Below are 12,079 nucleotides of genomic sequence, written 5' to 3'. Positions count from 1 at the left end.
CGGGGGATCTCACAGGTTCTTGCAGGGTCTGTCAGCTGCGGCGGCGGGCCATCAGGGCGTTGACCACGGCGATCAGCACGCCGGCCGCGAAGATCAGCGTGCCCATGACGTTCACCTGCGGCGGGAGGCCGACGCGGGTGGCGCCCCAGATCCACAGCGGGAACGTCATGGTGCCGCCGGAGTTGAAGTTGGTGATGACGAAGTCGTCGATCGACAGCGCGAAGGCCAGCATGGAGCCCGCCATCACGCCGGGGAAGATCATGGGCAGCGTCACCAGGCGGAACGTCGTCCACGGCCCCGCGCCGAGGTCGCGGGCCGCCTCCTCCAGGGAGGAGTCGAGCGTCATCACCCTGGCCCGCACGGTCACGGCCACGAACGAGATCGAGAACATGACGTGCGAGATCAGGATCGTCCAGAAGCCGAGCGGCACGGCGAGCGTGACGAACAGCGACAGCAGCGACGCGCCCATGACGATCTCGGCGCAGGAGATCGCCGCGAACATCACCAGGTTCATCGCCCCGGAGCCGCGGAAGCGGTAGCGGCCGAGCGCCAGCCCGATCAGCGACCCGAGCACCCCGGCGACCAGCATCGTCAGCACGGCGATGAGCAGCGAGTTCACCAGCGCCTGGGTGAGGTCGCCGATCTCGAACAACTTGCCGTACCACTTGAGCGTGAAGCCCTGCCAGGCCGTGTTGTACCGGCCGTGGGTGTCGTTGAAGCCAAACAGGATCATGACGGCGATCGGCAGCACGAGCCACGCGATCACCAGCCAGGTGTAGATCTGCAGACCGCGGCCCCGCAGCAGGCCACCCTTCATCGGGCCGCCACCTCCAGCACGTCCTCGGTGCCGAGCGCCTTGGCGTACGCGAAGATGCCCACCAGCAGCAGGGCCATCAGCGTGAAGGACAGCGCCGAGGCGATCGGGTAGTCCTGGTTGACCAGGAACTGGTTCTGGATGACGTTGCCGATCATCGTGTTGCCGGTGCCGCCGAGCACGGAGGCGTTGACGTAGTCGGACGTGGCCGGCACGAACGTCATCAGCACGCCGGCGAACACGCCCGGCAGCGACAGCGGCAGCACGACGCGCAGGAAGGTCTGCAGCTTGCTCGCGTAGAGGTCCTGCGCGGCCTCCAGGACGCGCGGGTCGATCCGCTCCAGCGCCACGTACATCGGCAGGATCATGAACGGCAGGAAGTTGTACGCCAGGCCGCCGATGACCGCCGCGCTCGTGGCCAGGATGTGGAAGTCCTGCGGCACCAGGCCCATCGACTTCAGCGGCCCGAGCAGCATGCCGTTGTCGGACAGGAAGAACTGCCAGGAGATGGTGCGCAGCACGAACGACACCAGGAAGGGCAGCAGCAGCAGGAACAGGTAGACCGACTTGCGGCTACCGCCCTTGAAGGCGATCCAGTAAGCCACCGGGAACCCGATGACGATCTGGAGCACCGTCGAGATCACGCCGTACACCAGCGACCGGATGATCTGGTCGTGGTAGGTGCTGATCCCGTCGACGTAGCTGTGCCAGTTGAACGTGAACGCGTAGCCGTTGACGACGTCGCCCGACTGCAGCGACAGCGACAGCATGACGACCGTCGGGATGACGAAGAAGATCGCCAGCCAGAGCGTACCGGGGAAGAGCAGCAGGTACGGCGTCAGCGAAGCCTTGAGCCTGCTCATGACGTCGTGATCGCCTGGAAGATGGACTCGAACTTCTTCTGCTCCTGCGGCGTCTTGAAGCTCACGTAGTTGCGCAGCCTGGCGGTGTCCTGCTCGCTCGGGAACACCAGCGGGCTGCTCGCCACCTCCTCCAGGAGCTTCTTCCTGTCCCCGGACGCCTTGGCCGCGTCGGCGGCGATGACGTCCTTGGCGGCCGGGACCGGCGTCACGTAGTTGATGTACTCCGCGAGGTGCGCCGCCACGCTCGGGCCGTAGAAGAAGTCCATCAACATGATCGCGTCGACCGGGTTCGTCGCGGTCTTCGGGATCGTCATGTTGTCGGTCCAGATGGTCCCGCCCTCCTGCGGCACCACGAACTTGAGGTCCGTGCCGTCGGAGACGTTCTTCTGGAAGACGTCGCCGGACCACGCCATGGTGAGCCAGATGTCACCCTTGGCCAGCGGGTCCATGTACGCCTGGTCGTAGTACTTGCGGACGATGCCGCCGTCGCGCTGCTCCTGGAGCTTGGCCGCGGCCTTCTCCCAGTCCGCCTCGGTGGACTTGTCGGGGTCGGCGCCGATCGCGAACAGGCCGAAGTTGGCGATCTCCTGTGAGTCGGACATCATGCCGACCTTGCCCTTGTACTTGGGGTTCCACAGGTCGGCGATGCTGGTCGGCGGGGTGTCGACGTACTTCGGGTTGTACGCGATGCCGGTCATGCCGGAGGCCCACGGGACACTGTAGACGTTGCCCGGGTCGTACGACTCGTGCTTGTACTGCTCCGCCGCGTTGGCCGCGAAGTTCGGCAGCTTGGAGTGGTCGAGCGGCGCCAGGTAGCCGAGCTGGACGAGCTGCTCGAAGTGCAGGCCGTTGGTGACGATCATGAGGTCGTAGTCGATCGACTGCCCGGCGGCGAGCTGCGGCTGGATCTTGGCGAACCAGCTCGGCATCTCGAGGATGACCTCTTTGTAGTTCACCGTGATGCCGGTCTGCTGGGTGAACTGCTTGAGCTCGGGCTGCTTGGGGTCCATGTAGAGCGGCCAGCTGGCGAAGTCGACGTGGCCGTTCTTCGCCTTGCCCGACCAGAACTTCTCCACCTCGGACTGGGCCTGCGCGGAGGAGGTCGGCTTGGCCGTGCCCTTGCCCTGCACACCGCAGGCGGCGAGGGCGAGCCCGGCGGCCGACAGGCCCGCGAGCCGGAAGGCGTCGCGCCTGCCGAGCCGGCGCTGGGTCATGCCACGGAGGAAGGCGGGGTCCTGCCTGTAGGGGTGGTTCATTGGGGTTCGGTGCTCCGGGTTCTATGTACCGGGGGGTTCGGGGTGTTACCGCAGGGCGTAGGAGTGCCAGGGCTGCCAGGAGAGCCAGACCGAGTCGCCTCGCTCGGCGGTGATCGTGCTGTCGTTCGCGTTCTGCTCGAACACCGTGATCTCGGCGCCGTCGCCGAGCACCACGACGTAGCTGTTGTAGGTGCCGAGGTAGACGACCTCGGCCACCGTCCCCCGCACGACGCTGAGATCGCCCTCGGGCTGGTCCTTCGCGATCTTGATCTTCTCCGGCCGGACCGTGAGGTCGACGCTCTGGCCTGCCGAGAGCGTGCCGTCCGCGGGGATCAGGATCCGGTCGCTCTGGCCGATGGCGAGCACGGCGGTGTCTCCGCCCACCTGCTGCACGGTGCCGCTCAGCAGGTTCGACGTGCCGATGAACCCGGCCACGAACTTGCTGGCGGGCCGCTCGTAGATCTCGCGGGGATCGGCGAGCTGCTCCACGAGGCCGTCGTTCATGACGGCGATGCGGTCGCTCATCGTCAGCGCCTCGCTCTGGTCGTGCGTCACGTAGACGAACGTGATGCCGACCTCGCGCTGGATGCGCTTGAGCTCGATCTGCATGGCCTGGCGGAGCTTGAGGTCGAGCGCGCCGAGCGGCTCGTCGAGCAGGAGCGCCCGGGGCCGGTTGACCAGGGCGCGGGCGAGCGCGACGCGCTGCTGCTGGCCTCCCGACATCTCCTTCGGCCGGCGCTTCTCCCGGCCGACCAGGTCGACGACCTCGAGGATCTCACCGACGCGGCGCTTGATCTCCGCGTCGGGGACCTTCTTGCGCTTGAGCCCGAACGCGACGTTGTCCCAGACGTTCATGTGCGGGAACAGCGCATAGGACTGGAACACCATGTTGATGTCACGCTTGTTCGGCGGGACGTTCGTGACGTCCTCCCCGTGGAGCCTGACAACCCCCTGTGTGGGGTCCTCGAACCCGGCGATCATTCGCATGCTGGTGGTCTTGCCGCACCCCGAGGGGCCCAGGAGGGAGAAGAACTCCCCCTCCGCGATGGCGAGGCTCACGCCCTTGACCGCCCGTACGACCTCGCCGTGCGAGACGTACTCCTTGACCACGTTGTCGAGTTCGATGGCGGGCACGTCTCCTGATACGGGGGCAGCCGCGACGGCTGCCCCCGGGCCCGCCTGGATCTCTGTCATTCCAGGCTTATCCCTCTTTTTCGATAGGGACGTCCGGCCGGAGCCGGACGTACCTATTCGCCGATGTAGTGCATGACGTGCTTGACACGGGTGTAGTCGTGCAGGCCGAGAACGGACAGGTCCTTGCCGTAGCCCGAGTGCTTGAAGCCGCCGTGCGGCATCTCGGACACGAACGGGATGTGGGTGTTGACCCAGACCACGCCGAAGTCGAGCCGCTTGGACATCCGCATCGCCCGGCCGTGGTCGGAGGTCCACACCGAGCCGGACAGGCCGTAGCGGACGCCGTTGGCCTTGGCCAGAGCGTCGGCCTCGTCGGTGAACGTCTGGATGGTCATGACGGGACCGAAGATCTCGTCCTGCACCATCTCGTCGTCCTGCTTCAGCCCGTCCACGACCGTGGGGGCGAAGAAGAACCCCTTGTCGCCGACGCGGGCGCCGCCGGTGAGGACCTTCGCGTGCTCGGGGAGCCGCTGGAAGAAGCCCTCGACCCGCTCGAGCTGGTTGGCGTTGTTCAGCGGCCCGAAGTAGGCGTCGTCCACGTCGAGACCGCCCACCTTGGTGGCGGCGGCGGCCTCCGCCAGCGCCGCGGCGAACTCGTCGTGGATGCTCTCCTGCACGAGCACGCGGCAGGCGGCCGTGCAGTCCTGGCCGGCGTTGTAGAGACCCGCCCCCGCGACCGCCTCGGCGACGGCCTTGATGTCCTTGACGTCCTCGAAGACCACGACCGGGGCCTTGCCGCCCAGCTCCAGGTGCACCCGCTTGACGTCGTCGGCGGCGGTCCTGGCGACCGCCATGCCCGCGCCGACCGAGCCGGTGATCGCGACCATGCTCGCGGCCGGGTGCCCGACGACCATGGCGCCGGTCTCCCGGTCGCCGGTCACGACGTTGAAGACGCCGGCCGGCAGGACGTCACCGAGGATCTCGGCCAGCTTCAGCGTGGAGACCGGGGTCGTGTCGGACGGCTTTAGCACGATCGTGTTGCCGGCCGCGAGAGCGGGGGCGATCTTCCACACCGCCATCATCATCGGGTAGTTCCACGGCGTGACCTGGCCGATGACGCCGATCGGCTCGTGCCGGATCACCGAGGTGTGGTCGGCGAGGAACTCCCCGGCGGTGGGGCCCTCCAGGGTGCGGGCCGCACCGGCGAAGAAGCGGAAGTGGTCGGCGGCGACCGGTGTCTCGTCCTCGGCCATCCGGGCGCGGGGCTTGCCGGTGTTACGGCACTCGGCCTCGTTGATCTCGTCCGCGCGGACCTCGATCGCGTCGGCGACCTTCAGCAGCAGCGCCGCGCGCTCGCCCGGCGTCGCCTGTCCCCACGTCTCGAAGGCGGCCGTCGCGGCGGCGTACGCGGCGTCGACGTCCTCCTGACCCGACACCGGCGCCTGGGCGTAGACCTCCCCCGTCGTAGGGTCTACGACGTCGGAGAAACGGCCGCTCGCGGCGTCGACGAACTTCCCGTTCACGAAGTTCTGGAGACGGGTGGTCACCGTTGACCTCCTGTTGAGGTGGCTGAGTTGTCGCGACTCTGACAGAGCAAAGAGCCTACGACAAGGGATTTCGTCGCTAAGATACCAAATTGCTACGAATTCGCTTGACGCAGGCCACTGGGCTGACAACATGTCAGACCACGATCGCAACATGTCAACAACGGTGCTGTAACACAAGGTCGCTACGGCGGCCGAAGCCCGCCGAGAGAGGACACCCCCCGAGGATGACGACTCCGCCTAAGGCTCGCGCGGCTGCCGCGAAGGGTGGACCGGTGGTGCTCGACGAGATCTCCAAGCAGATCATCGAGCAGCTTCAGATGGACGGGCGAAAGCCGTACGCCGCCATCGGCAAGGCGGTGGGGCTGTCGGAGGCCGCCGTGCGCCAGCGCGTGCAGCGCCTGCTCGACCTCGGCGTCATGCAGATCGTCGCCGTCACCGACCCGCTCACCCTGGGCTTCCCCCGCCAGGCCATGATCGGTATCAAGTGCGAGGGCGACCTGGAGCGGGTCGCCGACGAGCTGGCGCAGATTCCCGAGATCGACTACGTGGTGCTCACGGCCGGCTCGGTCGACATCATGGTCGAGGTGGTCTGCGAGGGCGACACCCACCTGCTGGAGATCCTCGGGAAGATCCGGGCGATCTCCAGCGTGCGGGCGACCGAGACGTTCGTCTACCTCAAGCTCCACAAGCAGACGTACTCGTGGGGGACGCGCTGACGTCCCCCACGCACGGCCGTCAGCCGGCGCCCGGCACGGCCGTCATCACGGCCGGCAGGGGCACGTCCCGGTAGCCGAGCCGGACGTGGTCCGGCTTCACATCGAGGGTGAAGTCCGGCGGCGCCGTCAACACCCGTGCCAGGTCCTCGCTGACCGCGGGCACGGTGGGCGTGAATCCGCAGCGCCGCAGGCGGCGCAGCCAGGTGGCGGTGGGCTCCAGGGAGCGCAACCGCCGCAGGAAGACGTCGCGCGCGTCGTGCCCGGGACGCGGGTTCAGCATGTGGTGCAGGGCGAAGGAGGCCACCGCGAGCAGCGCCCCCTGAGCCTGCCCGATCAGCTTCCAGTCGTCGTCCAGCGCCTCCGTGGCGCGCGGCACCGCGTGGAAGGTCACCTCGATCCCGTGCTCCGCGCCGGCGCGCAGCAGGTTGGCCTCGGCGTCGGCCAGAGCCGCGGCCGCCGGGTCCACCCCGACGACCACGAGGCGGCGCAGCGGCAGGTTCCGTCCCGTCCGTCCCCGCCCGTGTCCCGATCGCTTTCCCGATCGCTTTCTCGGTGACAGTGCTCACCGTGACCCCCGTCCCGACGTGTGTGGTTCCCCTGGAGCCCCAATCCTCCAGGGCCGCCGCGCCGGTGCGGATCTCCAATGAGCGACCGCTTTCACTCGGGCAGTGGACAGGCCTCAGACACCGCCGATCCGGGCGACGGCGCGGACGGGGGCGCCGTCCGCGCCGGCCAGGCGCAGCGGGAACAGCGAGACCTCGATGGGACGGCCGGCGGCCTGGGCCTCCAGCAGGGGATCCAGGTTGCGCAGATTTTCGGCGATCACGGCGTGCGCCCCGCACAGGGCCCGGTGCGCCGCCAGGTCCCCGGCGTCGGCCAGGTCCCCGGCGTCGCCCGCGGGCGGCGACGTCGGGTCGACGCTGAGCGCGTCGATGCCGACCGTACGCACGCCCGCGGCGGCGATCAGGCGTGCGGTCTCCGCCGCCAGGTACGGGTGGGCCAGGTACTCCGGCGTCCCCCAGTGCTCGTCCCAGCCGGTCGCGACGAGCAGGACGGTGCCCGGCCGCAGCCGTCCGGCCACCGTCTCGAGCATTCCGGCGGTGACCGGTGAGCTCGGCGGCAGGCCCCGGACGTCGAGGACCGCCGCAGGGCCGAGGAACCGCTCCAGCGGCAGGTCGTCCAGCGTCGGCAGCGCGTCGTCGATGTGGAACGGCGCGTCCACGTGGGTGCCGGACTGGGAGCCGAGGTGCAGGCCGAGGACGTTGACGCCCTCGGCCGCCACCGTGAGGGCGGGCGCGATCTCGACCTCCGGATCGCCGGGGTAGACGGGCATGCCGTTCACGACGGGCACCGACAGGTCGACGATCACGGCTTCTCCCCCTGGCGTCAGGCCTTCCCGGGCGCGAGCAGGCCGATCAGATCGTAGGCCACGGGGAAGGCGCGGACGGAGATCCGCTTCAGTAAAGATCCGTGCGCCGGTCGCGGTGGACGTGGTTGCGCGGGCCGGTGGCCTTGTCCCTCGCGCGGGCCGGGTCGCAGTCGGCGACCAGCACGGCAGGCCCGTCCCTGAACACGGGACCCGCCAGCGGGTATCCGTCCGGGCCGATCAGCGACGTGCCGCGGACCCAGTCGACGCCGCGCTCGGCCGCGCACCGGTCGGCGACGGCGACGAACATGCTATTGGCCGCGGCGGCGACCTGGGCGTACGCGACCAGCACCGGGCGCTCGCCGGCCGGCACGGGCCAGGCGGGCCCAGCCGGTGACGGTCGGGCCGTCGGCGGGCTCGGCGAGGCTCCTGGCCTCCTCGGCGCCGGTGAAGACGTAGCCGCTGTTGACGAGCTCGGGCAGCACCACCAGCCGCGCACCGGCCCCGGCCGCCTCCAGGATCGCCGCCTCGGCGGCGGCGCGGTTCGCCTCCGGCTCGCCCACCCGCAGCTCGAGCTGCGCGGCCGCGACCCGCGTCACCGCCGCACCCCCGGCTCCACCACCGTACGAAGCCCGGCCGAGGCGGAGGGAGCTGCCGTCGTCATGAGTTCTTCCAGGTCAAGGGAGACCGTGGGCGTCCGCCTAATCGCCCATGTCAGGACAATTAGGGTAATCATGGGAAATAGGGTGACCGTTGTGGACGGGCACAACACCGTGGAGGACCTGCTGCGCTCCCCCGCGCTCCAGCTGCGGGTGCTGGCGGGCGAGCGCGGCCTCGGCAGATCGGTCTCCTGGGCCCACGTCAGCGAACTGGAGGACCCCACGCCCTGGCTGCTCGGGGCCGAGGTCATCATGACGACCGGCATCGGAGTCCCCCGCGCCGCCGCGGCGCAGCGCGCGTACCTGGAGCGGCTCGACGACGCGGGGGTGGCCGCGCTCGCGCTCAGCGCGGGCCTGCACGTCCCGCCGCTGCGCCGGTCCTTCCTCGACACCGCCGAGGAGCGGGGATTCCCCGTGCTGGAGGTGCCGCTGGCCGTGCCGTTCATCGCGATCGCGCAGGAGGTCGCGGCGGTCGTTCAGGAGGACGCGCACCAGCGGCTGGGGGCCCAGCTCCAGGTGTTCGGCGCGCTGCGCTGGCTCGCGTCCGAGGGACTGGACACGGCCGGGCTGTTCCGCCGGCTCGAACGGCTGTCGGGCTACGAGATCTACCTGAGCACGCCGCAGGGCCGCCCGCTGCTGCCGGGCGTGCCGGCGCCCCCGCCGTCGGTACGGCTGCCCGCGTCCGCGGACGCGCCGCCGACGATCCCCGGCGGCTTCGCCCTCCCGGTCCCCGCGCCCGGCGGGCCGGCCGGATTTCTGGTCGCCTTCGAGCGGGAGGGCGCCCGTCCGGCCGGGCTGGCCGTGGTCCAGCACATCGCGACCGTCGCCGCCCTCCGGGTGACGATGGTGCGCAGCGAACGCGAGACGCTGCGCCGTCAGGGCGCGGAGACGCTGGCTGAACTGCTGCAGGACGTGCTCGACCCGGAGACCGCCCGGCGCAGGCTCGCCCTGATGGGCCTGCCGCCGGACCGCGACGTCGTGCTGCTCGTGGTGCGCGACGCCGTCGACGACGCCGTCGTCCAGGCCCTCGGCGAGCACCCGCACCTCATGCTCCGCCGGCACCGGGACCTGTACGTGCTGACGGCGGCGGGCGTCGTCGCCGCGGAGGCGGAGGCGTCGACCGCCGATTCCGGCGGAGACGGAGCGGCCCGGGCGGGGGCGGCGCTGCGCGAGATCCCGGGAATCGCGGCCGGCGTCAGCCGCCCCCTGCCGCCCGGGTCGTCGCTGCGCGTCGCCCAGCGCGAGGCGTTGTGGGCGGCCTCCCGCGCCGCCGAGGCGGGCAGGCCGCTGGTCGCCTACGGCGAGGACAGGATGGGCCGGTGGCTGCCGGACGACGTGGGCGTGCTGGCCGCCCTGGTCGAGCACGTGCTCGGCGACGTCCTGCGATACGACGCCGAGCACGGGTCGGACCTGATCGCGTCGGTCCGGACGTGGATGGAGCGCGACCGGCGCGTCGACGACGCCGCGCGGGCCCTGCACATCCACCCCAACACGCTGTCGTACCGGCTGCGCCGCTTCGGCGCGCTGACCGGGCGTGACCTGTCGGCGACCGGCGACTTCGCCGAGGTGTGGCTGGCCATCCGGGCGGCCGCGCAGCTCGGCGGCCTGTGAGGGCGGGCTCGCCGGTCCTTCGCGCCGGCAGCGCGGGAGCATCTCAGGGAGCGATGGCCTCGCCGGCTTCTGCCGCGCCGGGCGTCACGGGAGTCGTCTTCCCCAGCCGCGTGTCGATCAGGAGCAGAGCGGCCACCGCGGCCGCGAGCAGAATCGCCGCCGCCCACCCGGTCGCGCTGGTGTATCCGTGAACCCGGCTCTGCACGGAGGAACCGTGAGCGGCGAGATAGGCCGCCGCGCCGTTGGCCGCGACCGTGTTCAGCAATGCGGTGTCGAGCGACGCGCCGGTCTGCTGGGAGACGTTGAACATGGCGCCGGCCACACCCGCCTCGCCGGGCGGCAGGCCGAACGTCGACAGGTCGAGTGCGGCCGGCAGGACGAGACCCATCCCGACGCCGATCAGGATGAAGGAGGGAAGGACTCCGGACGCGTATCCGCTGCCGGCGTCGAGGCGGGTCAGCAGCGCCATCCCCACGGCTCCCAGGAGGAGGCCGCCTCCCATGACGAACCGTGGTGCGATGGTCGTCGTCAGCCGGCTGCCGAGGCCCACGGCCAGCATGACGCCGAGGGTCAGCGGCAGGAAGGCCAGCCCCGTCCGCAGGGCGGAGTAGTGCTTGATGTCCTGCAGGAACAATCCCATGAAAAGGTACGCCCCGAACGGCCCGGCCATCATCAGCACGATGACGAGGTAGGAGCCGCCGCGTCCGCGGTGACGGAGGATCGACGGCGGAAGAAGCGGATCGCTCACCCGGGACTCCGCCAGCAGGAAGAGGGCCAGCAGGACGACGCCCGCGGCGAGCGACGCGATGGTGGAGCTCTGGGCCCAGCCGGCCTGCGTCGCCCTGGTGAATCCCCAGACGATCGCCACGAGACCGGCCGTGGCCGACACCGCCCCGAGGAAGTCGTAGCCGGTCGCCGCCGCCGTCCGGGACTCCCGCAGGAACACCACGACGCCGAGAGCGGCGACGAGGGCGATGGGAACGTTCACGTAGAACACCCAGTGCCAGCTCAGCGACGTCGTGAGGGTTCCACCGAGGATCAGCCCGATCGGTGATCCCGCGGCGACTACCCCGCCGAAGACGCCGAACGCGGCGGTCCGCTCCTTGGGATCGACGAAGGTCGTGGCCACCAGGGAGAGGGACGCGGGCGCGAGCAGTGCGCCGAACGCTCCCTGGGCCGCCCGGGCGACCAGCAGCGTCGTCACGTTCGTCGCCGCGCCGCCGGCCACCGATGCGGCGGCGAAGCCGGCCAGCCCGACGAGAAGCGCCCGCTTGCGGCCGGTGCGGTCGCTGACCCGCCCGCCCAGCAGGAGGAGCCCCGCGAAGGGGAGTGTGTACGCGGTGACGACCCACTGCCGGTCGGCCGTCGTGATCGCCAGATCGGCGGTGATGGAGGGCAACGCCACGTTGATGATCGTCATGTCGACGACGATCATCAACTGGGCGAGTGCGACCGAAGCCAGCCCCAACCATCGCCGGCGATTGAGCTGCGGCGACTCGCGCCTCTGCTCGGTGCTCTCCGTCATTCGGCTGATCCTTTCGCGCGGAGCCGGGATTCGCCGGAAGTGTAACAGTGCGACTGACAATCAGCGCAACGGTATATCCGCGCCGCTGTAATCTCTCGGCATGACCACCGAGGTGCCTCGAGCTCTGTCCGGCCGTCTCAGCTTTCTGCTCGGCAGGCTCTACATGCGCGCCCTCGATCTGGAGGCTCGGGAGCTCGACACGCTGGGAGTCTCCGTGAAGCAGCACGCCGTCCTCGCGCTGCTGGCGGAGGAGGGCCCGATGACGCAGCAGCACCTGGGCCGGCGTCTCGGCATCGACCGGACCACGGTCGTCACGGTCGTCGACGGTCTCGAACAGGCCAATCTCGTCGAGCGTCGCCGGAGTCCCGCGGACCGGCGCGCCTATCTGCTGACGCTGACGCCGGACGGCGTACGGGCGGGTGAACAGGGGCACGGCCTCGTGAGCGGGGCGGAGGACGAGCTCCTCGGCGCGCTGGACGAGGACGAACGGCGGACGCTCACCGACCTGCTCGGCCGTGCCGTCCGGAGCCAGAGCTCCGGCGACGCCGACGCCGACGCCCCGCCCCGCCCCGGTAGCGAGCGGTAGCC

13 protein-coding genes are annotated in these 12,079 nt (G+C 70.2%); 3 read left to right on the top strand and 10 right to left on the bottom strand.

The genetic code is table 11. The features are described 5' to 3' along the window. Positions 1 to 31: 31 nt before the first annotated feature. From ACQPZZ_RS10980 to ACQPZZ_RS10960, 5 genes are read right to left on the bottom strand one after another with little or no spacing between them, the layout of a single operon-like run. Positions 32 to 817 carry an ABC transporter permease gene (locus tag ACQPZZ_RS10980; protein ID WP_363647231.1) on the bottom strand — a complete coding sequence of 262 codons (786 nt, stop codon included), beginning with the start codon at positions 815 to 817 and terminating at the stop codon, positions 32 to 34. Next, positions 814 to 1,677, bottom strand: a complete 864-nt coding sequence (locus ACQPZZ_RS10975; protein WP_432931273.1) for an ABC transporter permease — start codon at positions 1,675 to 1,677, stop codon at positions 814 to 816. The genes ACQPZZ_RS10980 and ACQPZZ_RS10975 overlap by 4 nt, the downstream gene beginning before the upstream one ends. Beyond that, a complete protein-coding gene (locus tag ACQPZZ_RS10970) occupies positions 1,674 to 2,933 on the bottom strand; it encodes a polyamine ABC transporter substrate-binding protein (protein WP_432931271.1) in 1,260 nt (419 codons plus the stop codon). Before ACQPZZ_RS10970 ends, ACQPZZ_RS10975 begins: the two co-directional genes overlap by 4 nt. A gap of 45 nt (positions 2,934 to 2,978) precedes the next feature. After that, a complete protein-coding gene (locus ACQPZZ_RS10965; protein WP_432931269.1) occupies positions 2,979 to 4,127 on the bottom strand; it encodes an ABC transporter ATP-binding protein in 1,149 nt (382 codons plus the stop codon). Positions 4,128 to 4,180: 53 nt separating this feature from the next. Beyond that, positions 4,181 to 5,614, bottom strand: a complete 1,434-nt coding sequence (locus ACQPZZ_RS10960) for a gamma-aminobutyraldehyde dehydrogenase (RefSeq protein ID WP_432931268.1) — start codon at positions 5,612 to 5,614, stop codon at positions 4,181 to 4,183. Positions 5,615 to 5,838: 224 nt separating this feature from the next. Here ACQPZZ_RS10960 and ACQPZZ_RS10955 point away from each other — a divergent pair, with 224 nt between their 5' ends. Next, complete coding sequence (locus ACQPZZ_RS10955) at positions 5,839 to 6,330, top strand: Lrp/AsnC family transcriptional regulator (protein WP_363647237.1); 492 nt, start codon at positions 5,839 to 5,841, stop codon at positions 6,328 to 6,330. Positions 6,331 to 6,349: 19 nt separating this feature from the next. Here the strand turns inward: ACQPZZ_RS10955 and ACQPZZ_RS10950 are convergent, their stop codons facing one another. From ACQPZZ_RS10950 to ACQPZZ_RS10935, 4 genes are all read right to left on the bottom strand, one after another. Continuing rightward, positions 6,350 to 6,808 (bottom strand): hypothetical protein, encoded by a 459-nt coding sequence (locus ACQPZZ_RS10950; protein WP_432931266.1) that lies wholly within the window; start codon positions 6,806 to 6,808, stop codon positions 6,350 to 6,352. A gap of 201 nt (positions 6,809 to 7,009) precedes the next feature. Next, on the bottom strand, positions 7,010 to 7,699 hold the full coding sequence (locus tag ACQPZZ_RS10945; RefSeq protein ID WP_432931264.1) for a cyclase family protein: 690 nt from the start codon (positions 7,697 to 7,699) through the stop codon (positions 7,010 to 7,012). An 88-nt stretch (positions 7,700 to 7,787) separates the two neighbouring features. Further along, a complete protein-coding gene (locus ACQPZZ_RS10940; protein WP_432931262.1) occupies positions 7,788 to 8,048 on the bottom strand; it encodes a hypothetical protein in 261 nt (86 codons plus the stop codon). Continuing rightward, positions 8,008 to 8,295, bottom strand: coding sequence for a nitrilase-related carbon-nitrogen hydrolase (locus ACQPZZ_RS10935; protein WP_432931260.1), 288 nt, complete (start codon positions 8,293 to 8,295; stop codon positions 8,008 to 8,010). Before ACQPZZ_RS10935 ends, ACQPZZ_RS10940 begins: the two co-directional genes overlap by 41 nt. Before the next feature lie 147 nt (positions 8,296 to 8,442). Here ACQPZZ_RS10935 and ACQPZZ_RS10930 point away from each other — a divergent pair, with 147 nt between their 5' ends. Beyond that, positions 8,443 to 9,966, top strand: coding sequence for a PucR family transcriptional regulator ligand-binding domain-containing protein (locus ACQPZZ_RS10930; protein WP_432931258.1), 1,524 nt, complete (start codon positions 8,443 to 8,445; stop codon positions 9,964 to 9,966). A gap of 43 nt (positions 9,967 to 10,009) precedes the next feature. Here the strand turns inward: ACQPZZ_RS10930 and ACQPZZ_RS10925 are convergent, their stop codons facing one another. Beyond that, the gene (locus ACQPZZ_RS10925; protein ID WP_432931256.1) at positions 10,010 to 11,491 is read right to left on the bottom strand and encodes an MFS transporter; all 1,482 of its coding nucleotides are present in this window, start codon (positions 11,489 to 11,491) and stop codon (positions 10,010 to 10,012) included. Positions 11,492 to 11,591: 100 nt separating this feature from the next. Here ACQPZZ_RS10925 and ACQPZZ_RS10920 point away from each other — a divergent pair, with 100 nt between their 5' ends. Beyond that, positions 11,592 to 12,077: a MarR family winged helix-turn-helix transcriptional regulator gene (locus tag ACQPZZ_RS10920; protein ID WP_432931254.1), complete on the top strand. Its 486-nt coding sequence runs from the start codon at positions 11,592 to 11,594 to the stop codon at positions 12,075 to 12,077. Positions 12,078 to 12,079 lie beyond the last annotated feature (2 nt).

Source organism: Microbispora sp. CA-135349 (genome assembly GCF_050947365.1).
Taxonomy (GTDB): domain Bacteria; phylum Actinomycetota; class Actinomycetes; order Streptosporangiales; family Streptosporangiaceae; genus Microbispora.
The sequence above is the reverse complement of the archived record's forward strand: the minus strand, read 5'-3'. Positions and strand labels throughout refer to the sequence as shown.